This window comes from Paraburkholderia sp. NMBU_R16, assembly GCF_013282575.1.
Taxonomy (GTDB): domain Bacteria; phylum Pseudomonadota; class Gammaproteobacteria; order Burkholderiales; family Burkholderiaceae; genus Trinickia.
This window is the reverse complement of sequence record NZ_JAAAYE010000034.1, coordinates 28,840-53,189: the sequence shown is the minus strand read 5'-3', so window position 1 is coordinate 53,189 and position 24,350 is coordinate 28,840. Positions and strand designations below refer to the sequence as shown.

Below are 24,350 nucleotides of genomic sequence, written 5' to 3'. Positions count from 1 at the left end.
CCTACGCATTGCCGCGTTTTCAGGATAGCCATGCCTCTACCTTTGTTCGCGCTCGCGCTGAGCGCCTTTGCCATCGGCACGACCGAGTTCGTCATCATGGGCCTCTTGCCCGATGTCGCACGTGAACTTGCCGTGTCCATTCCACGCGCCGGTCTCCTCGTCTCGGGCTATGCGCTCGGCGTTGCCGTCGGCGCGCCGATACTCGCTGTCCTGACGAGCCGACTGCCCAGCAAGGCCGCCTTGCAATGGCTGATGGGGGTCTTCGTTCTCGGCAACGCCTTGTGCGCGATGGCGCCCGACTACCGCATGCTGATGATTGCCCGCGTCGTGACGTCGTTCGCCCACGGATCGTTCTTCGGGATCGGCGCCGTCGTGGCCGCCTCGCTCGTGCCGCGCGAGAAGCAGGCGAGCGCCATCGCGCTGATGTTCACGGGCCTTACGCTCGCCAACGTTCTCGGCGTGCCGTTCGGTACCTTCATCGGACAAAACTTCGGCTGGCGTACTTCGTTTTGGATCGTCGCGGGGCTCGGTGTGCTCTCGTTCGCCGGCATCGCGGCTCTCGTGCCGAAGAGCAAGGGGGCAGGGGCCGCCGGACTTGCGCGCGAGGTCCGGGTGCTCAGGGAGCCGCAGGTCTGGCTCGCGCTGGCGATGACTGTGCTCGGATTTGGTGGCGTGTTCGTCGTTTTCACTTATATCGCGCCCATTCTCGAGTCGGTGACAGGTTTCTCGCCGCGTGCCGTCACCCTCGTGCTCGTGGTGTTCGGCGCGGGGCTCACGCTTGGCAACGCGGTGGGCGGCAAGCTCGCCGACCGGGCGCTGATGCCCTCGCTGATGGGTATCCTCATCGTGCTCGCGCTCGTCATGGCTACCTTTGCGCGGACGAGCCACACGCCCGTCCTTGCCGTGCTGACGGTATTCGTCTGGGGCGTGGCTGCTTTTGCCACGGTACCGCCACTGCAGATGCGGGTGGTCGAAAAAGCGCGTCATGCGCCCCATCTAGCCTCGACGCTCAATATCGGCGCGTTCAACGTCGGCAATGCGGGCGGTGCGTGGCTCGGCGGTATGGCGCTCTCGCACGGGTTCGCGCTCGATGCGTTGCCGTGGGTGGCCGCGGCAGTTACGGGTGCGGCGCTCGTCGTGACGGTAGTCGCGCACCGGTTGGACGGAAGACGTGCGGCGCAACCGCAACGTGCGCCCGAGCGGGTTTGCTGACGACGCATCGTGCGAAAGCGGGCCCGATACGGCGACCGCCCGGGCCGCTCTTGCCGCATCCGGTGTCGTCAGTCAATGCGCGTGCATGTAGACGAATGACGCCATGGCGCCGCCGGCCAGCGGTCCGCAAACGGGAATCCAGGCGTAGCGCCAGTCGCTGTTGCGCTTGCCGGGGATCGGCAGGATCGCATGCATGAGCCGGGGCGCGAGGTCGCGGGCCGGACTCATCGCATAGCCGGTCGGGCCGCCGAGCGAAATGCCGATGCCGAGTACGAGCAGACCGACCGGCAGCGCGTCGAGCGCGCCGAGCCCCACCTGGGGCGAGGCGAGGTAGAGCACACCGAGAATGAGCACGAACGTGCAGATCGTCTCGGTCAGCACGTTGTGACCGACACTGCGAATCGCCGGTGCCGTGCAAAAGCAGGCGAGCTTGATATCGGGGTCGTCGGTCGTAGAGAAATGCTGCCGATAGGCCAGCCACACGAGCAGCGCGCCGGCCATGCCGCCCAGCATCTGAGCGATCACGTAGCCCGCCACCTTCGACCAGGCGAACTTGCCGGCGAGCGCGAGGCTGATGGTCACGACCGGATTCAGATGCGCGCCGCTGAACGACGCGGTGACGTAGACGGCGACGAAAACCGCCATCGCCCAGCCCCAGACGATGACGATCAGATCGGCGCCCTTGCCTTTCGTGCGCGCGAGCAGCACGTTGGCTACGGCGCCATTGCCAAGCAGCACGAGCAATGCCGTGCCGAGGAATTCAGCGATGAGAGGAGACATGGTTGTTACTCCGGAATGGCTAGATTGACGGTGTTGACGTTGCGCGCGGTAACGCCTGCTCGAGCATCGAGCGGCTGTCCGCGCTGCGGCTATGAAGACGTCAAAACGTTCTCGAACGCACGGCCCGCGCGTTCGAGCGTGCTCAGCTCGCGTCGGCCCAGGCCTTGGCCGCCGTGACGGCGCGCTGCCAGCCCGCGAGGCAGACCTCGGCGGCGCGCGCATCCATGGCGGGCGAGAACCGCCGGTCGAGCTGCCACTGGCTTTGCAGCTCGTCGATACCGCCCCAGTAGCCGACCGCGAGGCCGGCGAGGTAAGCGGCCCCGAGCGCCGTCGTCTCGCTGATGCGGGGCCGCACGGCTGCCACGCCGAGCATGTCGGCCTGGAACTGCATGAGCAGATTGTTGGCGCAGGCACCGCCGTCCACGCGCAGCTCGCCGATGCGAATGCCGGAGTCGGCTTCCATTGCCTTGAGCACATCGACGGATTGATACGCGATCGAATCGAGTGCGGCGCGCGCGATATGCGCGCTCGTGGTCCCGCGCGTGAGGCCAAAGAGCGTGCCGCGTGCCCGCGGATTCCAGTGCGGTGCGCCGAGCCCCGCGAACGCGGGTACGAGGTAGACGCCGTCGCAATGCGGCACGCTGGCCGCCAGTGCTTCGATATCGGCGGCGCGCTGAATGATGCCGAGGCCATCGCGCAGCCATTGCACGACGGCACCCGCGATGAAGATGCTGCCCTCGAGCGCGTAGTCGACGCGCTCGCCGATCTTCCAGGCGAGCGTCGTGACGAGGTTGTTCTTCGACTCGATCGGCTTGTCGCCGGTGTTCATGACGAGAAAGCACCCGGTACCGTAGGTGTTCTTCACCATGCCCGAGCGCGTGCACATCTGTCCGAAGAGCGCCGCATGCTGATCGCCCGCAATGCCGGCGAGCGGAATTTTCGACGCGAATACGGTCGTCACGGTCGGCCCATAGACTTCCGATGAGTCGCGCACTTCAGGCAGCATGCTGCGCGGAATGTCGAGCGCCTCGAGCAGGTCCGCGTCCCATTGCAGCGTGTGAATGTTGAACAGCATCGTGCGCGAGGCGTTCGTCACATCCGTGATATGCAGCGCATGCTTCGTAAAATTCCAGACGAGCCAACTATCGACGGTGCCGAACGCGAGTTGGCCGCGCTTCGCTTTCTCGCGTGCCCCGGGGACGTTGTCGAGAATCCAGCGTATCTTGGTCGCCGAAAAGTAGGCGTCGATCGGCAGCCCGGTCTTCGCCCGCACGGTTTGTTCGAGTCCTTGCTGCTTGAGCGAGTCGCAAAATGCCGCAGTGCGCCGGTCCTGCCAGACGATGGCGTTATGAACGGGCTGACCGGTTTCGCGGTCCCAGACGATCGTCGTTTCGCGTTGATTCGTGATGCCGATGGCGGCAATCGATGTTCCGTTCAAGCCGGCGCGCGTGACGGCTTCGGCGGCGACACCGGCCTGAGTCGACCAGATTTCCTGTGGATCGTGTTCCACCCAGCCCGGCTGCGGATAGATCTGGCGGAACTCCTTCTGGGCGGCCGATACGATGTTGCCGTGGCGATCGAACAGCATCGCACGGGAACTCGTCGTGCCCTGATCGAGCGCGAGAATGTATTGGTCCTGCATCGTCTCTTCTCCATGTGTTGTCATAGATTTTGATGCGCCGCGGATAACGCGCTTGCGGCGGGCCCTCGGGTGAAACGTTCATTGCAGCGCCGGTTGGAGCCTCTGTCGGGCCTTGGCGCGCTGATCAGTGCTGCTGCGCCGGCGTCAGCGTGGCTGGCGCCGCGGCCGGCTCGCGTGCGAACCATGCGTCGATCGATGCGCTCGCTTCGGTCAGCGTGTCCGCCGGAAGATGCAGGCCGAGCTTGGAGCGGCGCCACAGCACGTCGTCTGCGCAGCGTGCCCATTCGGTGTCGTGCAGGTATCGCAACTCGCACTCGAACAAGCCGGGGACGAGCGGCTGGCCGAGTTCCGCGAGCGAGCGCGCTTCGCCGAGCATGCGCACCGCGCGCGTGCCGTACGCATGCGCATAGCGGCGCGCGAGCTCAGCCGGCAGCCACGGATGTTCGCTTGCGAACCGCGTGGCGAACCGTTCGAATTGCGCGCCGGGGATGTCGCCACCCGGCAGCGGCGCGCCGGCCGTCCATGCCGGTGCCGACCGGCCGAGCGCATCGGCGAGCCGGTCGACCGCTTCTTCGGCGAGCTTGCGAAAGGTCGTGATCTTGCCGCCGAAGACCGACAGCAGCGGAGCTTCACCTTCTCGCGCATCGAGCTCCAGCCGATAGTCGCGCGTCACGGCCGATGGATTGTCCGCCCCCTCCTCCTCGAGCAGGGGCCGCACGCCGGAGTAAGTCCAGCAAACATCGGCGGGCGAGATCTTGCGTTTGAAGTAGCGGTTGATCGATTCGCACAGATAGCGTGTTTCGTCCTCGTCGATCGACACGCGCGCCGGGTCGCCGTGGTATTCGACGTCAGTCGTGCCGATCAACGTGAACTCGTGCTCGTACGGAATGGCGAAAATGATCCGCTTGTCCGGGTTCTGAAAGATATAAGCGTGATCGTGATCGAACAGGCGCCGCGTGACGATGTGGCTTCCTTTGACGAGCCGCACCGTATGATGCGCCGCGCGGCCGAGCGCGTCGTGCAGCAGCGTGCCGACCCAAGGTCCGGCCGCATTCGCGAGCGCGCGCGCGCGTACCGTGAACGGTGTGCCGTCGGCGCCCACGAGTTCGGCATCCCATTCGCTGCCTGAACGCACCGCCTTGACGAGCCGTGTACGCGTCGCGACGGCCGCGCCGTGCTCGGCCGCATCCACCGCATTGAGTACGACGAGCCTCGCGTCATCGACCCACCCGTCCGAGTAGACGAAGCCGCGTTCGATCGAATCCACGAGCGGCGCGCCGGCCGGGTGCCGACGCATGACGATGCCCCGCGAGCCCGCCAGCAGCTCGCGCCGTGCGAGATGATCGTAGAGGAAGAGCCCCGCGCGAATGAGCCACGCCGGACGCAGATTCGGCATATGGGGCATGACGAAGCGCAGCGGCCGAATGATATGGGGCGCCGAACGCAACAGCGTCTCCCGCTCTTGCAGGGCCTTGCGCACGAGCCCGAATTCCCTGTATTCGAGGTAGCGCAGCCCGCCGTGAATGAGCTTGGTGCTCGACGACGACGTGTGCCCCGCAAGATCGTCCTGCTCGACGAGCGCGACTCTGAGCCCGCGCCCGGCGGCGTCGCGCGCGATCCCCGCGCCGTTGATCCCGCCCCCCACGACGAGCAGATCGTATGGGCTGCCTTGCGTCAGTTGCCGTGCTCTCGTGCCCTCAGCGGCCATTGCGACTCCGATTGAAAACGAAACGAACCTATCGTGTTCGTTTGCGAAATCTATCGAACATTATCGAAAAAGTAAAGTGCGGTATTCGGTCTCGAATTGAACATGTCGGGTTGCCGATGTGCGCCGCGCGCGGGGAGGCTACCATCACGGGAAACAGACGAAGAGGTGGACGATGCTTGAACGGATTCGACGCGGCGCGGCGGTGACGGCCGTGCTCTTGACTGGCTGCGCGGGGTGGGGCGGATTCAGCGCGCCGTCGCTGGGCGCGCTCGAGCAGGTGTGCGGCGCATCGGCCGATTACGGCGCGCAGACGGCGACCGTCTATCCGGCCCTACTGGACGCTTATGTGGCCTACCGCCATGGCAGGCTGTCGCAAAACGAGTACTGCGGCTTCCAGACGTCGATCGCCCGCGAGCACGCGACGTTGGCCGCAGGCGGCGCGAGCGCCTCCACCGGCTGGGCCGATTTCATCAACGACGCGCGCGCCAAGGCGCTCAGTTGGCGCGCCGCGGTGGACCCGACATTGCGTGGCTGATGTCGAAAGACGAAAATGCGGCGACCCGTGCCGCGCGCCGCGCGGCACTGCGGGTGCACTAGGAGAAGCGTTTGATGGCTTTGATGGCCGAGTCGCCCGACTCGGTCAGGCGCCATTCCTGAAGACCCGACGCGAGACTTTCGAGCCGCACCAGTTGTTGTTCGAGCAGTGCATCGAGCTCTTCTCGGGCCATATCGACTTGGTTGGGAGCATCCTTGACGAGCAGCAACGTGGCGAATTCATGCGGACTCAGCATCGTTCTCTCCATGGGCAATCGAATTGCCTCGGCAACCGGCGTTCGGCTGCCGGCGTGCTCAACCTATCGGGAGCAGGTCAGGTGGTACCCGGACCGCGCAGCCATAGCGCGTCGGGGAACTGGAGTGTAGTCAAGCGCCCGTTCTTCTCCAAATCATCCCCTCAAAATATTCTGTTTGACAATTGCCCGGGCCGGAAGCGGTTCACCCGCGCCCGTTATTTCGCGAAATTACTTCAAGTTTCGCGTGCGTCGCAGCATGGACCGACGCGTTCTGTGTAGGCGGACGCTCGACATTCAGGGCGGGCGCGCCATAAGAGCCTTGGCTCACGCCGCGAGCCTTTGCTCATTCATCCGCGGCGACATAGACTTGCGTACCTGCGGCCGAAATCGTTTCCGCCATTTCGGGCGGCGGTGGGGCATCGGTGAACAGCGCGTGAATCTGACTCAGGTGCCCTTGGCGAACGAGGGCCGGGCGGCCGAATTTGGAGTGGTCGGCGGCCAGCAGTGTCGTACGCGCCTGCTGGATGATTGCTTCGGCCACGCGCACCTCACGCGTGTCGAAGTCGCGCAACGTACCGTCGGGCTCGATGCTCGAGGTGCCGATGACCGCGAAATCGACCTTGAACTGGCGGATGAAATCGATCGCGAGTTCGCCGACGATGCCCTTGTCCCATGGCCGGACGATTCCCCCGGTGACGAGCACTTCGCAGTCGGGATAGCCGCTCATCATGTTGGCCACGTTCAGATTGTTCGTAATGACGCGCAGCCCGCGATGTCGATTCAACGCCCGTGCGACCTCCTCGGTGGTGGTGCCGAGGTTGATGAAAAGCGAGGCCTGGTCGGGGATATGAGAGGCGAGCAACGCGGCGATGCGGCGTTTTTCCTCATGGAACATGCGTTGCCGCGCCGTGTAGGAGACGTTTTCCGAGCTCGTGGGCAAGCTTGCTCCGCCGTGGTAGCGACGCAGCAGGTTCATGTCGGAGAGCCAGTTCACGTCGCGACGGATCGTCTGAGGCGTCACGTTGAAATGCGCGGCGAGGTCCTCGACGGTGACGAAGCCATCGCGCTGCACCCAGTCGAGCAGTTCCTGCTGGCGGGCGTTCAGGCTTAAGCGAGGGTCTCGGGTCATGGCGTGGCTGAGCGCGGCGATTGAAGAGCGGGTATTGTAGGGCCTGTTCGCGCCGGTTACAGGGCCCTCTCGAGCGTACTGGCCGGCTGCAGCGGATCGATCGAGATGAACGCAGATTCCGGAAAACCCAAGATGACGCATTTCGACTGGCACAACCCGTACCCGACACCGCGTCTGCCCGTGTTCGCCCGTAATGTCGTGGCGAGTTCGCATCCGCTTGCCGCCCAGGCGGGGCTGCGCATGATCTGGCAGGGCGGCAACGCCGTCGATGCCGCATTGGCGGCCGCCGCCGTGCTGACGATTGTCGAGCCCGTATCGTGCGGGCTAGGTGGCGACGCGTTCGCGCTCGTCTGGGACGGCGAAGCGCTTCATGGGCTCAATGCTTCGGGCGTGGCACCGGCAGCCTGGAGCATCGATTATTTCAGGCGCCGTCATGGCGAAAGCGCGCGAGGCATAGCGGCGCAGCCCAAGCGCGGCTGGGACACCGTCACGGTCCCCGGCGTGGTGGCCGGCTGGGAAGCGCTAAGCGAGAAATTCGGTGAGCTCTCCTTTTCGGACATCATGGCGCCCGCCATCGAGATCGCCGAGCGAGGGCACGCCGTCGCGAACATCGTGGCAGGAAAGTGGGCGGCGGCCGTGCCCGAACTCCAGGGCCAGCCAGGGTTTGCCGAAACGTTCATGCCGCATGGGCGCGCGCCGTCGCCAAGCGAGCTCGTGCGCTTCGCAGGTCATGCGCGCACGCTGCGCGAGTTGGCCGAATCGGGCCCGCGTGCGTTCTACGAAGGCGAGCCGGCCGAGCGAATCGCCGCGTTCGCGCGCGATGGCGGCGGCGCGCTGACGGCGGCCGATTTGCGCGATTACCGTGTCGAATGGGTCGAGCCCATCGCTAAAGACTATCGCGGCTACACCGTGCATGAAATTCCGCCGAACGGCCAGGGCATCGCGGCACTCATCGCGCTCGGCATACTGGCGCGCTTCGACCTGAAAGCGCTCGCGCGCGACGGCGTGGATTCGCAGCATATGCAGATCGAGGCGATGAAGCTTGCGTTCGCGGATGTCTACCGCTACGTCGCGGACCCGCGAGCAATGGAGATTTCACCGGCCGAGTTGCTCGACGATGCCTATCTCGCCGCGCGCGCGGCATGCATCGATCCGCGCCGCGCCACGCATCCCGCTTTCGGGATGCCGCGCGCGGGCGGCACCATCTATCTTTCGGCTGCTGACGAGCGTGGGATGATGGTGAGTTTCATCCAGTCGAACTATATGGGATTCGGCTCGGGCGTCGTCGTGCCGGGCGCGGGCATCGCTCTGCAAAACCGCGGCTGCGGTTTTTCGATGGATCCGCGCTCGCCCAATGCCGTGGCAGGCGGCAAGCGTCCGTTTCACACGATCATTCCGGCGTTCGTTACGCAGCGCGAGGGCGCTCACGTCTGGCCCGTGATGAGCTTTGGCGTCATGGGCGGCGATATGCAGCCGCAAGGCCATCTGCAATCGATCGTACGCATGCTCGATTATGGCCAGCAGCCGCAGGCGGCCTGCGATGCCCCGCGCTGGAAGGTCAATCGCGATTTCTCGATCGATCTGGAGTCGACGTTCGAGCCCGATGTGGCACGCGCCTTGGAGGCGCGCGGCCATCGGATCGCGGCGTTCGACGATCCGTACATGGATTTCGGCTCCGGCCAGTACATCTGGAAGCTCGAGCATGGCAACGCGGAGCGCGGCTATGTGGCCGCCAGCGACAGCCGGCGCGATGGGCTCGCGGCCGGATTTTGAGCCGACGGGCCGATTGTCTGTAATACGGCGAAAGATGAGCGAATCGTCCAAAGGTTCTATGGCGGCCTCAGGGCCGGAACCGGAAGATGACTGTGCGGTCACTGTCTGTGTCGAAGCAGTAACGGACAAGTCCGGCTAACATGCCGGGAAAACGGATCGAAAAGTCAAAACGCCGCATCCGATGAACCGGCTCGAAGCGAGGGCTTCGCGCCGGGCCGATCGCCGGTCGCGATCGGCTCGAGGGACGCGGCTCTGGGAGCGCAACGCAATGTACACCGATTCCAAGCACGCACTGCCTTGGCGTATCGAGGATATCGATCTGACGCGGATCGATCGTCGACGCGCCGCGACGAACGAAGATCTGCTGTTGCTCTTGTGCGCGGCGTCATTCATCGAGAGCGGCACGGACCTCTATACGAGCAACCTCACCGCCTATTTCGACGGAGATCCCGAGGTCTCCGCATGGCTCAACGACGAGTGGGAACCTGAAGAGCTGCAGCATGGGCGCGCGCTGAAAGCCTATATCAATCACGTCTGGCCCGAGTTCGACTGGGATACGTCATTTCGCAACTTCTTCGAGGAATACTCGAGGACTTGCTCGGTCGAGGAGTTCGAGAAAACGCGGGCACTCGAAATGGTGGCCCGCTGCGTCGTCGAAACCGGTACGGCCACGCTCTATCGTGCCATCAACGAATGCTCCGACGAACCGGTGCTCAAGGAGATCACCGATCACATCCGAACGGACGAAGTGCGCCATTACAAGCACTTTTTCAAATACTTCAAGAAGTACAACGTGATCGAGGGGAATGGCCGCCTGGCCGTCCTGGGTGCGCTGCTGCGCCGGGTCATCGAAATCAAGAGCGAGGATTCGGAGATCGCGCTGCGTCACGTCTTTGCCACCCGCTATCCCGAGCGCGCGAACGATACCGAGTACAACCGTGCGCGTACCGCGCGGATCAGCTCGCTCGTGCGCCGCAATCTCTCGGCCGACATGTGCGTGAAAATGCTGCTCAAGCCACTCGACATTCCGGCGCGCATCCAGCCAGGTGTCCATTACCCGCTCGCGAAGATGGCGCAGCACGTCTTCTTCCGCTGAGCCGATCGCGCGCACCCGATGTCCGATTCCTCCTCGCGCGAACGTGCGCTCGCAGTGCAGGCGTTCGATGAATGGCCGCCCGTGCTTCGCGCGCTCTTCGATGGCACCGGGCTTGCCGGCAAGGAGGGCTTTACGGCTTGTCTGGTCGTCGCGGATGCCGATGCCAACAGCCCGCTGCGCACTTCGCTATTGAGCGCGGGCGAGCTCTATGCGCCCGATTCGCGCTCGCTGGCCTTCGCCCTGTGGCCCGCCGCGCGTGCAGCACGCATGCTGGACGCGGCCGCGCGCCGTGGGCGCGGGCGAGCCGCGCTCACGTTCGTTCACGAGGGTGCTTTCTATCAGGTGCAGCTGCGGGTGGACGCGCTCGAGGTAGGGAAGGGCGGACCGCTCGCGTGCTTCATCGCGTCGATCGACTCGGGCGATTCGCAGCAAGTCGGCTACGCGAAGCTCACGTCCGGCATTACGTTCGAGTTGCAGTCGCAGCAAAGGCAGGCGGTGATGGATCGCTGGCAGCAGCAGATCGAGCGCTTGCGTCGTGCTGTGGCATCGAGGTCGCAAGCGGACGGGGGAGCGGCAAGTCCTTGAATGTCGCGACGAGCCGCTCGCGTCGGGGTCAGCGGCGGCGCGCTCTGTCGCCAGCGGGGCCGGCAGGTGAGCGCGGCTTGCCGCCTAGCAGCGCGCCGGGATCTCCCGAGCGCACTCGCGTGCCGCGTCCCGCGTCGCCCTTCGCACCGGCGGGCGGAGCGGCCTGAGCAGCTGGCTCGCGCCGCGCGGCCGATTCGGGTTTGGCGGCGCCGCGCGCGGGCGAACGTTGCCCGCTCTTCGGCGGCGGAGCACCGGCAGGCCGCGATCCATCGCTCGCTTTGGGCGTCGCGGTACCGCTGCGGCCTTTGGCGCTGCTGCCATGAGCGCTGTCATTGAGGCCGCCCTTGCCCCTGCCGCTGCCGTTGCCTTTCGCATGGCCTGCTGCGCCGCTCTTGCCCGCGCCGCTTTCGCGGCGTGAAGCTTGAGCCGCGGGCGCAGCCGGCGCTTTGGCGCTTTGGGCCGTCTCGCGCCGCGGCGCTTGCGCGCGTGGCTGGCGCGCTGCGCCACCTTGACCGCGGCGCTGCTGGATCGGCTCGGGTTTGACGTTCGGGTCCGGCTCGAAGCCCGGAATCACCTCTTGCGGCAATGTCTGCCGGGTCAGCTTTTCGATGTCCTTCAGCAGTTGGCGCTCGTCGACACACACGAGCGAAATCGCCTCACCGGTCGAGCCTGCACGGCCGGTCCGGCCGATCCGGTGAACGTAGTCTTCGGGAACGTTCGGCAGATCGAAGTTGACCACGTGCGGCAATTGATCGATGTCGATGCCGCGCGCCGCGATGTCCGTTGCGACGAGCACCTGCAGCGTGCCGTCCTTGAACTCCGCGAGCGCGCGCGTGCGGGCCGATTGGCTCTTGTTGCCGTGGATGGCCAGCGCGCTGATGCCGTCTTTCGTCAGTTGCTCGGCCAGCCGATTGGCGCCATGCTTCGTGCGCGTGAACACGAGCACCTGGAACCAGGTGTTTTCTCGGATCAGATGCGTGAGCAGTTCGCGCTTGCGATCGCGATCGACGCTGTACACGCGCTGCGTGACGAGCTCGGTCGTCGTGTTGCGGCGTGCGACTTCGATAAGCGCCGGCGCGTCGAGCAAATTGTCGGCAAGCGCTTTGATCTCCTCCGAGAACGTCGCCGAAAAGAGCAGGTTCTGACGCTTGGGCGGCAGCTTTGCGAGCACGCGGCGAATATCGTGGATGAAGCCCATGTCGAGCATGCGGTCCGCTTCATCGAGCACGAGGATGTCGAGATGCGAGACGTCGATCGTCTTTTGCTGCATATGGTCGAGCAGCCGGCCCGGGGTCGCGACGACGATGTCCACTCCGCGCTTGAGCGCATCGATTTGCGGATTGATGCCTACGCCGCCGAACAGCACGGTCGACTTCAGCGGCAAGTACTTGCCGTAGGCACGCACGCTTTCTTCGACCTGAGCGGCGAGCTCGCGCGTCGGCGTCAGGATCAACGCGCGCACGGTATGCGGGCGGCGCGTGCCGGAAGCCTGCCCGGCGCGCGGCAAGGCGAGCCGCTGCAGGATCGGCAACGTGAAGCCGGCTGTCTTGCCGGTGCCGGTCTGCGCGCCGGCAAGCAGGTCGCCACCGGCGAGCACGGCGGGGATGGCCTGCTTCTGGATCGGGGTGGGCGAGGTGTAGCCGAGCTCATGAACAGCCCGTACCAGCGGTTCGGACAGGCCGAGGGAATCGAAGGACATAGATTTTTCTTCAAATGCGGGATGACGGCTGTCCGTCACGCATGCCGCGTGCCGCGAAGGCGGCCGTGCGGCGAACGTGCGAGCGCGGCGCTGTTGGCGCCGGCCAGCCTGGGTTCCGGCGGGGCCGGTTGGCTTCGCCGGAAATGCGAAGGGCGCGGCCGCGGTAATCCGCATGGCCGCGCCCTTTGTGGTTCATGTGCTCAATCGAGCGGCGCCGAGCGAAGATCCGTCACTTGCTGTGGCGAAATCGCAGAGCCCTTGTTGCCCCACGACTGACGGATGTACGTCACGACGGCTGCGACTTCCTGATTCGTCAGCGCTTGCGCGAACGGCGGCATACCGTACGGTTTCGGGTTGGCACCCGTGCTCGGCGGGTAACCACCATTGAGCACCATGCGGATCGGATTGACCGCCGACGGCATCTGGATCGATTGATTGTTCGCGAGCGGCGGGTATGCCGGCGGCTTGCCGAGCCCGTTTTCGGCATGGCAGGTCGCGCATTTGTCGCCGTAGACCTTCTTGCCCAGCTCGAACAGTTCGCCGCCAAACTTCTCCGACGTCTCGTACTGCATCGTCTCGGGCGCTTCCTTCTTCTGCGGAATGGTCTTCAGATACGTGGCCATCGCACGAACGTCTTCGTCCGACAAGTACTGCAGACTGTTGTGGACGACCTCTGCCATCGGACCGAACACGGCGCCGCGCTGCGACACGCCGTTCTTGAGCAGATTGGCGATGTCCGTGATGTCCCAGTCGCCGAGACCTGCTTCCTTGTTCGAGGTCAGCGACGGCGCGTACCAGTTCTGCAGCGGAATCAGACCGCCGGCGAACGCGGCCGAATTGACGGGCCCGCCCATCATGTTGATCGACGTATGGCACATCGAGCAGTGGCCAAGACCTTCGACGAGATACGCGCCGCGGTTCCATTCGACCGACTTCGTCGGATCGTCCTTGTAGACGCCTTCGCGGAAAAACAGCGTACGCCAGCCGATCAGCAGGTTGCGATTGTTGAACGGGAAGCGCAGTTCATGCGGACGGCTCGGGACGGAGGCCGGCGGCACCGAACGCAAGTAGGCGTAGATCGCGTCCGAATCCTCGCGCGTCACCTTCGTGTAGCTCGCGAACGGGAAAGCCGGGTAGAGCAGGCTGCCGTCCTTCGAGCGGCCCGTGTGCATGGCGCGATAGAAATCGTCCGACGACCATTTGCCGATACCGTATTGATCGTCGGGAGTGATGTTCGGCGTATAGAGGGTGCCGAACGGCGTGGCCATCGGCAGGCCGCCCGCGAATTGCTGACCGCCGCGTACGGTGTGGCATGCGATGCAATCGCCGGCGCGGGCAAGATATTCGCCGCGCTTCACGAGCGCAGCCTGGTCGGCCGGCGTGGCTGCCTGGGCCGAGCCGTTGTGCAGGTTATCGCTGCCCGTCCAGAGGACGGAGCCGAGCGCGGCGGCCGCCAGGACGACAGCCGACAGCGCGAACAGTGACTTGCGTTTCATGGGTATGTCTCTCCTCGCGCTTATTGCGGTTCGCTGCCGCAGGCAAGCGGAGTCTTCATCGAGCGGGCCGGAGCCGGAACGGGGTTTTTCGGGGCGGGCTGAGTCGAAAGCCAGGCGGCGACGGCGTTGACGTCGTCATCGGTCAGGCGCGTCGCGATCTCATGCATACAATCGGGCGCTTTGGCGTGGCGCGTGCCCGTGCGCCAGGCGCCCAGCTGCGCGCTGATGTAGTCCTGGTGCAGCCCGACGAGACCCGGAATCGCCGGCTCCATGCCGGTCAAGCTCTTGCCGTGGCAGGCGGCGCAGGCGGGAATGTTCTTCGATGCGTCGCCGTTGAGCACGATCTGCTTGCCGCGCGCAAGCGTCTCGGGCGAGACCGTCGGCTTGGCGGGCGCCGGGTAGGGCGGGCGCTGCTTCGAGAAGTAATCGGCGATGTCGTGCAGGTAATCGTCCGAGAGATACGTGACGAGGTAGTTCATCGGCGGATACTTGCGCCGGCCCTCGCGGAAATTTTGCAATTGATTGAACAGATACTCGGCCGGCTTGCCCGCGAGGCGCGGGAAGTAGTCGTTATCGGTGCCCTGCCCGTGGCTGCCGTGGCACGCCGTGCAGCCTTGCACGCGCTGTTCCATCGTATCCGGGGCCTTCGGCTGGGTTTGCGCTTGTGCGCTCGTTGCGACGCCAGCACCGCCGATCAGCAAGAGGGCGAGTAGCGGGCGGAAAATGCGTCTGGAAGACACGCGTAACTCCATCGTTATTCGGGGACCTGCCGGACTTCGATCGGCCCGGTGCGGCGCTGCGAGCTGGCCTACAGCTCGAGGCGAATTATTCGGGTTTGCCACACTTGCAGCGGCGACCCGCGGCGTTGCGACGCAGCATTCTATCATCGATGCCTGTCACGAGCTATTTGCCTCAGGCGACGCAAATCCGTCCCGATGCGGCGGCGCGACAATTTGACGCGCATATTCGATGTGCTCCGGCTTGCCCGGCATCGACCGTTCGGCTACGCCAAGATCCCGTTCCGTTCGCTATGCGCACGGCTCGCGTACACTCTCGGCTGCGTCGGACCGGCGCGGCCCACGGATTCGCGCTTTGCGTGGCGCGTGCGTGCCGGCCGCCTCGGTTTTCTCGTTAGCCCCTCGTTTGTCCCTGCCTGCCGATGAAGCGATTCCTCCCGAGTTCCCGTATGACCCGATCCCGCCGTTCCAATCGAGTTGCCGACCGGCGTCCCCATGGTCCCCTCGCGTTCGTGGAGCGTCAGTCGCGATGAACGCTTCCGGCCTGCTGATCGGACAAGTCGCGCTGGCCGCGCTCGTTCATGTCGCCTTTGCATTTGCCATCGGCTCGACGCTTTTCGAGCGATGGCTTGCCGCGGACGGTGCGCTCGCGCGGACCGCGCCGTCGCATGCCGCCTGGCATCGGTCGCGCGCGTCGATGATGGCCGCCGCGTTCGCGCTCGTGCTGGCGGAGGGCGGCTGGTTGCTGTATGAAGCCGGTGCGATGACGGGTGCCGGCGTAGCGGGCGGCTTGGCGGCTTTGCCCGATGTCGTCGGCACGACCCATGTCGGACATGCCTGGTGCGTTGCATTCGCAGGCGCGGCTTGGCTTCTCGTCGCGGCGCTCCTGTCTCGCGGCGGGCGCTTCGGAATGGCGATGTTCTGGCTCGGCGCGCTCGTCAGCGCGGCCGGCACGGCAGCGATCGGGCATGCCGCCGATGCGGGCATACCCTCGCTTGGCTGGGCGATGCAGGCCGTTCACGTGCTAGCGACGGCCGTATGGGGCGGCGCGGTGCTGGCCGGCGGGCTCGTGGTGCTGCCCGCGCTCGACACGTCGATCACGCGTATCGCGCTGATCCGTCTTGCGGACCGGGTATCGAACGTATCGCTCGTGGCTTTTTGCGTCGTGTTGATCTCCGGCCTGATCGGCGCGCAACGTGGACTGGGAGGCTCCTTTGCGGGCTTGCGCGGGACTGCCTGGGGACACGTGCTGACGCTCAAGCTCGCGCTCGTGCTGCTGGCCGTCGTACTGGGGGCGCTCAATCGTACGTCGGCGTTGCCGCGGCTGCGCCGCAGCGCTTCGACGCTCGATGCGCATACCTTTCGCAACGTTCTACACCTCGAAGCACTGGTGATGATCGCGATCTTCGTGAGCGCGGCGGTGCTTGGGCTGACACCGCCCGGCCATACTTGATAGTCGATAGCCGCGTTGCGGCCTGGGCCGCGGCGATGACGATAGACGCAAGGCCGTCATTCGTAGCCGAGGCGATGGCTGAGGATAGGGGCGCCAAAGAGTGCGATCGCGCAGCCTGCCATCTTGCCTTCGAGTTCGGCCATCGCGCCCGGCAGGAAGTAGGTGTGCGACAACAGCCCGAAGAGTTGCGGCGCGCAGTAAAGCAGCGCCGCGGCGATACCGGCCTTGTCGGCCCATGCAGCTTCCCAGCCGCGGCGCCAGAGCAGCGCCGCGGCCAGAACGCGCAGCACGCCGAACGTTACGAGCGCGCTGACCGCCATCTGTTCCCGGATCAGATAGTCCGGTAGATAGTCATGCATGGCGGTTTCTCCCTGATGTGTCGTTTTGCGGGGAGATACGCAAGAGCCGGGCCAGTCGTTCGCATCGATGGGGCGGCCCATCGCGAAGCCCTATGCAGCAACGAATCGGGCTGCGATCGGGGCGATTACCCGATCGGCCCCGTGCGCCCGAAACGGTGGGCGTTACGCGCGTGCCGTTACGGGCGTAACGTTGGACGAACGTAACGCGGCACGGCGCGCCGCCGTTCGGCGCGGCGCTTCGTGCTTACCATTCGGCGACGCTGCCATCCTCGTGGCGCCAAACCGGGTTGCGCCAGCGATGTCCTGCTTTCGCCATCTCCCGCACCTTCGCTTCGTCGACTTCGACACCGAGTCCAGGCCCTTGCGGGATGGAGACGAAACCGTCTTCGTACTTGAAGACTTCGGGGTTGCGGATGTAATCGAGCAAGTCGTTGCCCTGGTTGTAGTGGATGCCGAGGCTTTGCTCCTGAATGAATGCGTTGTAGCTGACGGCATCGAGTTGCAGACAGGCTGCCAGCGCGATCGGGCCGAGCGGGCAGTGCAGCGCAATCGCGACGTCATAGGCCTCGGCCATCGTGGCGATCTTGCGGCACTCGCTGATGCCGCCCGCGTGCGAGGCGTCCGGCTGGAGAATGTCGACGTAGCCGCCTTGCAGAATCTGCTTGAAGTCCCAGCGCGAATAGAGCCGCTCACCGAGTGCGATCGGGGTGTTCGTCTGGTTCACGATGTCGCGCAGCGCTTCGGCGTTTTCCGAGAGCACCGGCTCTTCGATGAACAGGAGCTTGTACGGATCGAGCTCTTTCGCGAGCACCTTCGCCATCGGCTTGTGAATACGACCGTGGAAGTCCACGCCAATGCCGACGTGCGGGCCGACTGCCTCGCGCACGGCCGCCACATTCGCGATGACGCGTTCGACCTTGTCGAACGTATCGACGATCTGCACTTCCTCCGAGCCGTTCATCTTGAGCGCTTTGAAGCCGCGCTCGACTACCGCGCGCGCGTTGTTCGCCACATCGCTCGGGCGGTCGCCGCCGATCCACGAATACACCTTGATACGGTCTCGCACCTGGCCGCCCAGCAGGGCGTGGACCGGCACGCCATGGTGCTTGCCTTTGATGTCCCAGAGCGCCTGGTCGATGCCTGCGATCGCGCTCATCGAGATCGGGCCGCCGCGATAAAAGCCGGCGCGATACATCACCTGCCAATGATCTTCGATGGCGAGCGGGTCCTTGCCGACGAGGTAATCAGCCAGTTCCTCGACCGCCGTCTGAACCGTATGCGCCCGACCTTCGACGACCGGCTCGCCCCAGCCGACGATACCTGCGTCGGTTTCGATCTTCAGAAACAGCCAGCGCGGCGGCACGACGAACGTTTCGAGCTTGGTGATTTTCATGGATCCTTCTCCTCCTTTGACTGTGCAGGGCGGTGGCAGCCTGGATGGCGGACAGCCGGGCGCCGTCCGATCGCGCCGAAAACCGTATCCTACATCAATTTTTATTATAGTGTTATTAATAGTACTTATTGTGCGGCGGCTTCCTGCACGGATCGACCGCTTGCGCTTTGCGCAGGCCTCGCGATAATCGCGGTCGACGGTCGCGAATCGCAACGGCCGACGAAAGCCATTCGAAAGGAGAATCATCATCCAGCGCGATCTGCATGGACGCGTCGCCTACTTGCTGGCGACAGGCATTTTGCGGGGCGACTATGCGCCCGAATCGATCCTGCCGCGCGAGGCGGAGTTGATGAGTTCGTTCGGCGTGAGCCGGACTGTGTTGCGTGAAGCGCTGCGCACGCTGACATCGAAAGGGCTCGTGGAATCGCGACCGAAAGTCGGTACGCGTGTGCGGCCGCGCCATGCGTGGAACCTGCTCGATGCGGATCTGCTCGATTGGTACTCGCAGGTGGCGCCGCCGCTCAGTTTCGCGTTGAAGCTGCAGGAAATGCGCGAGATGGTCGAGCCTTATGCGGCCGAACTCGCGGCGCGAGCCCATACGAGCGAGACGCTCGTCGCGCTCGAGCGCGCCCATGCCGCGATGGTGTCGGCGCGGACCGTCGACGAATGGGTACGCGCCGACCTCGGTTTTCATCTCGGCATTCTTGCCGCCTGCAGCAACGAGCTCCTGATGCCGCTGGGGCCGCTGATCGGTCGCACGCTCGAGGCGCAACTGCTGCTCAATGCGAAACGCGCGGAGGTGTTCAACGCGTCGCTCGACGAGCACTCGGCGGTGTTCGAGGCGATCCGGCAGCGCGACGCCGATGGGGCGCGGCGGGCGATGGCCGAGCTGCTGGGCACGACGCGTCGGCGCATCGAGGGCTGAAGCTACCCGTCGGCACTTCCCCGGCGCGCGCGCCGGTAGTCCGTGGAATGAGCGTTGCTTGTATACGAGCAAGCCGTCGCGATGACGAGCGAGTATCGACAACCCATCCAGGAGGACATCATGCCACTACGCAAAGGCACGTCCCGCGAGGACGTTTCGAAGAACGTCAAGACCGAAATGAAGCACGGCAAGTCGCAGAAACAAGCCGTTGCCATCGCACTGAATCAGGCGCGCAAGCACGGCGCCAAGATTCCGAAGAAGAGCGAGAAGTAAGGCGCCGACAGTCCATGTCGCCATGGGCACCAGGGCGCGAACGGCACCATCGAGCGCGCCCTGGACGGTTTCCCCCCTCCAGACGTTGCACGGCCCCGACGATCGGCCTATAAACGCACTGTTCGCATGTGGGCGGACCGTGCGCGCTCGTCGCGCGCGAAAACAACGAAGGAGACACGTCGCGCCATGGATTACGTCATCGGCATCGATATCGGCACGCAAAGTACGAAAGCTGTCCTCGTCGACGCGCACGGCGCCATCGTCGCGCAGCATGCGCACGGCTACCGGCCCGACACGCCCCGACCGCTGTGGGCCGAACAATGGCCCGACGTCTGGTTCGACGCAGCGGTGCTCTGCATCGCGGCCTGTACGCGCGAGGCGCGCGCGAAGGGCATCGCGACAAGCGACATCAAAGCGTTGGCGATCAGCAGCCTGTACGGCGGCTCGGGCATCCCCGTCGACGACGATTTTCGCCCGCTTCATCCCTGCCTGATCTGGATGGACCGGCGCGCAACCGATCAAGTGGAGTGGGTGCGCCGCCATATCGATGTCGAGCGTTTGCGGGCCATCACCGGCAACGGTGTCGACAGCTATTACGGCTTTACCAAAATGCTGTGGCTGCGAGAGCACAAGCCCGATGTGTGGAACGAGACGCGCTACTTTCTTCCCCCGAACGCTTATATCGCCTACCGGCTCACCGGCGAGCTCGCCGTCGATCACAGCTCGGCCGGCAATATCGGCGGCGTCTACGATGTCGCGCGCCGAAGCTGGTCGGATGAAGCGCTCGCCATGCTGGGCATCCCCGCTGCGCTGATGCCCCAGCGGCTCGTCGAATCGTCGGAAGCGGTGGGCGGCTTGCTAGAGTCATGGGCCGCCGAGCTTGGGCTCGCGCCGGGCATGCCGATCGTTGCCGGCGGCGTCGATGCGGCTATCGCCACGCTGGCGGCCGGCGTCACGCGGGCCGGCCAGCATGTTGCGATGATCGGCACAAGCATGTGTTGGGGCTATATCAACCAGACCGTCGATGCGCGACATGGCCTGGTCAGCATGCCGTACGTGCTCAATGGTCGCCGCGATCTCTACATTTTCGGCGGGGCCAGCTGCGCGGGGGCGTGCGTGAGCTGGTATCGCGATCAGTTCTGCCAGGCCGAGGTCGAAGCGGCGCGCGCGCTCCCGCACGGCGACCCGCACCAACTGCTCGAAACCGCCGCCGCTGAAGTGCCGGCCGGCTGCGAGGGCGTGATGTTCCTGCCTTATCTGATGGGGGAGCGCAGTCCGATCTGGGACCCGCAGGCGAGCGGTGCATTCGTCGGCCTCAACCTCGTCCATACGCGCGCGCATCTCTACCGTGCCGTGCTGGAAGGCGTGGCGTTCGCCTTGCAGCACAACATCGACGCGGGACGGCAAGGCGCGCAATCGCTCGACGAGCGGCTCATCGTCGTCGGCGGGGCCGCGCATTCGAATCTGTGGATGCAGATCATCGCCGACGTGACGGGCTACCCCGTCTACACGATCGAACAGGAAGTCGAGGCCGCCATAGGGGCGGCGCTGCTTGCGGCGCTCGGGACCGGAATCGTGACCGAAGAGGCCGCCGCACGCGGCTGGGTGACGCTGCGGGAGCACGCACGGCCCGACGCGGCCAGACGCGCGATCTACGCGCAACGGTTCGAGGTCTACAAGGCGCTCTATCCCGCTCTGCGCGATTCGATGCATGCGTTGCGGACCGATCAGACAGCCTTGTAGAGATAATCATCACAAGCACTTGTCACGATCGTATCGCCTGATATAGGATGGTTGCCAATCTGCGCTCACGCCGCGTTGTGTGGCGCACCATTCAGGCATCTTTCCATGTCAGAAGCTACATCCCAGGCGGTGATCGCGCTGCGTGGCGCCGCGCCGCCTCATCCGTCGCGTAATGCGGGCGTGCCCTTCGATGCCGCGTGGTTCGATACGCTGCGCGTCAATCAATCGGCCGTCGCGCGCCGCACGGCGACGCTCGGCACCCGCCGCTCGGTCAAGAAGGACGCCCAGGCAGCATGGCTGCTGAAGGCCGTGACCTGCATCGATCTGACGACGCTCGCCGGCGACGATACGGAGGCGCGCGTGCGGCGTCTGGCCGCCAAGGCGCGTCGGCCGATTCGCGACGACCTCCTCGAGGCGCTTGGCATGGGCGACGCACGGCTGACAACGGGCGCCGTGTGCGTCTATCACCGCTTCGTCGCGGCCGCTGTCGACGCGCTGGCCGGCAGCGGCATTCCCGTTGCGGCCGTGTCGACGGGCTTTCCGGCCGGCCTGATCCCGCACCCGCTCAAGCTCAAGGAAATCGAAGCGTCGGTAGCCGACGGCGCGGCGGAAATCGACATCGTCGTGACGCGCGAATACGTGCTGACCGGCAACTGGCGTGCGCTTTACGACGAGGTGCGCGAGTTTCGTGCCGCATGCGGGGCGGCCCACTTGAAGGCGATTTTGGCGACGGGCGACATCCGCACGCTGTCGAACGTAGCGAAGGCGTCGATGGTCTGCATGATGGCCGGCGCGGACTTCATCAAGACGTCGACGGGCAAGGAAGGCGTGAACGCCACGCTCGACGTTTCGCTCGTGATGACGCGCATGATCCGCGAGTACGGGGAGCGAACGGGCTTCGCCATCGGCTTCAAGCCGGCAGGTGGAGTCTCCACGGCCAAATCGGCACTTGCGTATCAAATCCTGATGAAGGAAGAACTCGGCCGCCCCTGGCTCGAACCCGCGCTGTTTCGCATCGGTGCGTCGAGCCTGCTGGCCGATATCGAGCGGCAGCTCGAACACCACGTCAGCGGCCGCTATTCCGCTTTCAACCGACACCCTCTAGCCTGACCGAGCGCACTGCGATGAGCGTAGCCGAGTACTTTGCTTCGATGGATTACGGTCCCGCACCCGAGGACGATCAGCCTGCGCGTGCATGGCTTGCCGCACACGAGGGCCGGTTCGGGCATTTCATCGGGGGCGCCTGGCGCGCGCCGTCGGCCGGCGAGACCTTCGATGTGCTGGCGCCGGCGAGCGGCGAAACGCTCGCGTGCGTGGCTCAGGGCGATGCGGCCGATATCGATGCGGCCGTCGCGGCCGCTCGCGCTGCACAGCCGGGCTGGCAAGCGCTGGGCGGCGCGGGCCGCGCGCGGCACCTCTACGCACTTGCACGGATGGTGCAGCGCGAGAGCCGTCTTTTTGCCGTGCTCGAAGCGCTCGATAACGGCAAGCCGATTCGAGAGACGCGCGATATCGACGTGCCGCTCGTCGCGCGTCACTTCCTGCATCACGCGGGCTGGGCTCAGTTGCAAGACACCGAATTCGCGGGCTTCACGCCGCTTGGCGTGATCGGCCAGATCGTGCCGTGGAACTTCCCGCTTTTGATGCTCGCGTGGAAGATCGCACCCGCCATCGCGCTCGGCAACTGCGTCGTGCTGAAACCGGCCGAATACACGCCGCTGACGGCATTGCTGTTCGCCGAGCTCGCCCGGCGGGCAGGATTGCCGGACGGCGTGCTCAATGTGGTCACGGGCGACGGGCGCACGGGTGCCGCCCTCGTCGAGCATGGCGACATCGACAAGATCGCCTTCACGGGCTCGACCGAAGTCGGCCGGCTCATTCGCGCCGCCACGGCGGGCTCCGGCAAGTCGCTGACGCTCGAACTGGGCGGCAAATCGCCCTTCATCGTTTTCGACGATGCGGACCTCGACGGTGCCGTCGAGGGCGTTGTCGACGCGATCTGGTTCAATCAGGGGCAAGTCTGCTGCGCGGGTTCGCGGCTGCTCGTGCAAGAAGGCATCGAGCGGCGTTTCATCGACAAGCTCAAGCGCCGCATGGCGACGCTGCGGGTCGGCCCGTCGCTCGACAAGGGCATCGATATGGGCGCGATCGTCGACCGCGTGCAGCTCGCGCGCATCGAGGCGCTCGTCGAAACTGGCCGGCGCGAAGGCTGCACGATCTGGCAGCCGGGAGAGGTCGAGCTGCCGGTGCACGGCGTCTTTTATGCGCCGACGCTGGTGACCGGCGTCGCACCGGCGTCGACGCTCGCGCAGGAGGAAATCTTCGGCCCCGTCTTGACGGTCATGAGCTTTCGTACGCCGGACGAAGCGGTCGAACTCGCGAACAACTCGCGCTATGGGCTGGCCGCGAGCGTCTGGAGCGAGACCATCGGCCGCGCGCTCGACATCGCGCCGCGTCTTGCTTGTGGCGTGGTGTGGGTCAATGCGACGAATCTGTTCGATGCGGCCGTCGGCTTCGGCGGCTATCGCGAATCGGGCTATGGGCGCGAGGGCGGCAAAGAAGGCATCTACGAGTATGTGAAGCCGCCCGGTTGGAGCGGATTGCCAGTGCGCGCCGAAGCCGCGCCGCGCGCGACATCGCCGGCTGGGGTCGCCAGCCAGCGCGACGACACCGTAGCGCGCATCGACCGTACGGCCAAGCTGTACATCGGCGGCAAGCAGGTTCGGCCCGACAGCGGCTACTCGCGCGAGGTTCACGCGCCCGACGGTACGTTCGTCGGCGAAGTCGGCGATGGCAACCGCAAGGACATTCGCGATGCGGTAGCGGCGGCGCGTAGCGCGGGCAAGTGGTCGCAAACGAGCGCGCATGGCCGGGCCCAGGTGCTCTACTATCTCGCGGAGAACCTTGCCGTGCGTGCCGACGAGTTCGCCCAGCAACTCGTGCGCCGCACAGGAGCGGGGCGACAGGAGGCGTCGCGCGAAGTCGAGACGTCGATCGCGCGTCTTTTCACCTACGCCGCGTGGGCCGACAAGTTCGACGGTGCGGTACATGCACCGCCGCTGCGCGGCGTGGCGCTGGCGATGCATGAGCCGCTCGGGGTGATCGGCATAGCGTGTCCCGACGAAGCGCCGCTGGCGGCGTTCGTCTCGCTCGTGGCACCGGCGCTTGCGCTCGGCAATCGCGTCGTCGTGCTGCCGAGCGAGGCTTGCCCGCTGATGGCGACGGACTTCTATCAGGTCGTCGAAACGTCGGACGTGCCGGCCGGCGCGCTGAACATCGTCACGGGCGCGCGCGCGGCACTGTTGCCCGCGCTGGCCAGGCACGACGACGTCGACGCGCTCTGGTGCTTCGGGCCGGCTGCGGACTCGACGCTCGTCGAGCGCGAATCGGTCGGCAACCTGAAACGGACGTTTGTCGACTACGGACGGCAAATCGATTGGTTCGATACGATGAGTGAAGGTTTGCCGTTCTTGCGCCAGGCTGTGCAAGTCAAGAACATTTGGATACCTTACGGCGATTGATTCGCGGCGGCGCGTTCGACGCGCGCACCCAATAC

The 24,350-nt window shown here is 65.3% G+C and carries 21 protein-coding genes; 11 read left to right on the top strand and 10 right to left on the bottom strand.

Features of this window, described 5'->3' with window-relative positions; genetic code table 11:
- Positions 1–30 precede the first annotated feature (30 nt).
- A complete protein-coding gene (locus GWC77_RS18005; protein WP_173259189.1) occupies positions 31–1,212 on the top strand; it encodes an MFS transporter in 1,182 nt (393 codons plus the stop codon).
- Positions 1,213–1,284: 72 nt separating this feature from the next.
- On the opposite strand, the gene GWC77_RS18000 is transcribed toward GWC77_RS18005, so the two are convergent.
- The 3 genes from GWC77_RS18000 to glpD all read right to left on the bottom strand — a co-directional run bounded on the left by GWC77_RS18000 (position 1,285) and on the right by glpD (position 5,312).
- Entirely contained in the window at positions 1,285–1,992 is a 708-nt protein-coding gene (locus GWC77_RS18000; protein WP_173259187.1) for an MIP/aquaporin family protein, read from the bottom strand.
- A 142-nt stretch (positions 1,993–2,134) separates the two neighbouring features.
- Positions 2,135–3,634 carry a glycerol kinase GlpK gene (glpK, locus tag GWC77_RS17995; RefSeq protein ID WP_173259185.1) on the bottom strand — a complete coding sequence of 500 codons (1,500 nt, stop codon included), beginning with the start codon at positions 3,632–3,634 and terminating at the stop codon, positions 2,135–2,137.
- A 124-nt stretch (positions 3,635–3,758) separates the two neighbouring features.
- Positions 3,759–5,312, bottom strand: a complete 1,554-nt coding sequence (gene glpD / locus GWC77_RS17990) for a glycerol-3-phosphate dehydrogenase (RefSeq protein WP_173259223.1) — start codon at positions 5,310–5,312, stop codon at positions 3,759–3,761.
- Positions 5,313–5,514: 202 nt separating this feature from the next.
- Between glpD and GWC77_RS17985 the strand changes: the two genes are divergently transcribed.
- Positions 5,515–5,877 carry a hypothetical protein gene (locus GWC77_RS17985; protein ID WP_173259184.1) on the top strand — a complete coding sequence of 121 codons (363 nt, stop codon included), beginning with the start codon at positions 5,515–5,517 and terminating at the stop codon, positions 5,875–5,877.
- A 58-nt stretch (positions 5,878–5,935) separates the two neighbouring features.
- On the opposite strand, the gene GWC77_RS17980 is transcribed toward GWC77_RS17985, so the two are convergent.
- Both GWC77_RS17980 and GWC77_RS17975 read right to left on the bottom strand, forming a co-directional pair.
- Positions 5,936–6,133 carry a hypothetical protein gene (locus GWC77_RS17980; RefSeq protein WP_173259182.1) on the bottom strand — a complete coding sequence of 66 codons (198 nt, stop codon included), beginning with the start codon at positions 6,131–6,133 and terminating at the stop codon, positions 5,936–5,938.
- A 343-nt stretch (positions 6,134–6,476) separates the two neighbouring features.
- The gene (locus GWC77_RS17975) at positions 6,477–7,262 is read right to left on the bottom strand and encodes a DeoR/GlpR family DNA-binding transcription regulator (RefSeq protein WP_173259180.1); all 786 of its coding nucleotides are present in this window, start codon (positions 7,260–7,262) and stop codon (positions 6,477–6,479) included.
- A gap of 132 nt (positions 7,263–7,394) precedes the next feature.
- Here GWC77_RS17975 and GWC77_RS17970 point away from each other — a divergent pair, with 132 nt between their 5' ends.
- From GWC77_RS17970 to GWC77_RS17960, 3 genes are all read left to right on the top strand, one after another.
- A complete protein-coding gene (locus GWC77_RS17970) occupies positions 7,395–9,035 on the top strand; it encodes a gamma-glutamyltransferase family protein (protein WP_173259221.1) in 1,641 nt (546 codons plus the stop codon).
- Positions 9,036–9,303: 268 nt separating this feature from the next.
- A complete protein-coding gene (locus GWC77_RS17965; protein ID WP_173259178.1) occupies positions 9,304–10,131 on the top strand; it encodes a ferritin-like domain-containing protein in 828 nt (275 codons plus the stop codon).
- A gap of 18 nt (positions 10,132–10,149) precedes the next feature.
- Complete coding sequence (locus tag GWC77_RS17960; RefSeq protein WP_173259176.1) at positions 10,150–10,716, top strand: hypothetical protein; 567 nt, start codon at positions 10,150–10,152, stop codon at positions 10,714–10,716.
- A gap of 28 nt (positions 10,717–10,744) precedes the next feature.
- On the opposite strand, the gene GWC77_RS17955 is transcribed toward GWC77_RS17960, so the two are convergent.
- The 3 genes from GWC77_RS17955 to GWC77_RS17945 form a co-directional block, all read right to left on the bottom strand.
- Positions 10,745–12,415 carry a DEAD/DEAH box helicase gene (locus GWC77_RS17955; protein ID WP_173259174.1) on the bottom strand — a complete coding sequence of 557 codons (1,671 nt, stop codon included), beginning with the start codon at positions 12,413–12,415 and terminating at the stop codon, positions 10,745–10,747.
- Positions 12,416–12,615: 200 nt separating this feature from the next.
- On the bottom strand, positions 12,616–13,911 hold the full coding sequence (locus GWC77_RS17950) for a cytochrome c (RefSeq protein ID WP_173259172.1): 1,296 nt from the start codon (positions 13,909–13,911) through the stop codon (positions 12,616–12,618).
- Between the two features lie 20 nt (positions 13,912–13,931).
- Complete coding sequence (locus tag GWC77_RS17945) at positions 13,932–14,663, bottom strand: cytochrome c (protein ID WP_173259170.1); 732 nt, start codon at positions 14,661–14,663, stop codon at positions 13,932–13,934.
- Between the two features lie 514 nt (positions 14,664–15,177).
- Between GWC77_RS17945 and GWC77_RS17940 the strand changes: the two genes are divergently transcribed.
- Positions 15,178–16,101 (top strand): CopD family protein, encoded by a 924-nt coding sequence (locus GWC77_RS17940; RefSeq protein WP_173259169.1) that lies wholly within the window; start codon positions 15,178–15,180, stop codon positions 16,099–16,101.
- Positions 16,102–16,157: 56 nt separating this feature from the next.
- On the opposite strand, the gene GWC77_RS17935 is transcribed toward GWC77_RS17940, so the two are convergent.
- Both GWC77_RS17935 and dgoD read right to left on the bottom strand, forming a co-directional pair.
- Complete coding sequence (locus GWC77_RS17935) at positions 16,158–16,460, bottom strand: hypothetical protein (RefSeq protein WP_173259167.1); 303 nt, start codon at positions 16,458–16,460, stop codon at positions 16,158–16,160.
- A gap of 244 nt (positions 16,461–16,704) precedes the next feature.
- Entirely contained in the window at positions 16,705–17,853 is a 1,149-nt protein-coding gene (gene dgoD / locus GWC77_RS17930) for a galactonate dehydratase (protein WP_173259165.1), read from the bottom strand.
- A gap of 244 nt (positions 17,854–18,097) precedes the next feature.
- Between dgoD and GWC77_RS17925 the strand changes: the two genes are divergently transcribed.
- From GWC77_RS17925 to GWC77_RS17905, 5 genes are all read left to right on the top strand, one after another.
- On the top strand, positions 18,098–18,778 hold the full coding sequence (locus GWC77_RS17925) for a FadR/GntR family transcriptional regulator (RefSeq protein WP_173259219.1): 681 nt from the start codon (positions 18,098–18,100) through the stop codon (positions 18,776–18,778).
- Positions 18,779–18,898: 120 nt separating this feature from the next.
- Positions 18,899–19,051, top strand: coding sequence for a DUF6496 domain-containing protein (locus GWC77_RS17920; protein ID WP_173259163.1), 153 nt, complete (start codon positions 18,899–18,901; stop codon positions 19,049–19,051).
- Between the two features lie 186 nt (positions 19,052–19,237).
- Complete coding sequence (locus GWC77_RS17915; RefSeq protein WP_173259161.1) at positions 19,238–20,794, top strand: FGGY-family carbohydrate kinase; 1,557 nt, start codon at positions 19,238–19,240, stop codon at positions 20,792–20,794.
- Positions 20,795–20,899: 105 nt separating this feature from the next.
- A complete protein-coding gene (gene deoC, locus GWC77_RS17910) occupies positions 20,900–21,904 on the top strand; it encodes a deoxyribose-phosphate aldolase (RefSeq protein ID WP_173259159.1) in 1,005 nt (334 codons plus the stop codon).
- Between the two features lie 14 nt (positions 21,905–21,918).
- Positions 21,919–24,315 carry an aldehyde dehydrogenase family protein gene (locus GWC77_RS17905; protein ID WP_173259157.1) on the top strand — a complete coding sequence of 799 codons (2,397 nt, stop codon included), beginning with the start codon at positions 21,919–21,921 and terminating at the stop codon, positions 24,313–24,315.
- Positions 24,316–24,350 lie beyond the last annotated feature (35 nt).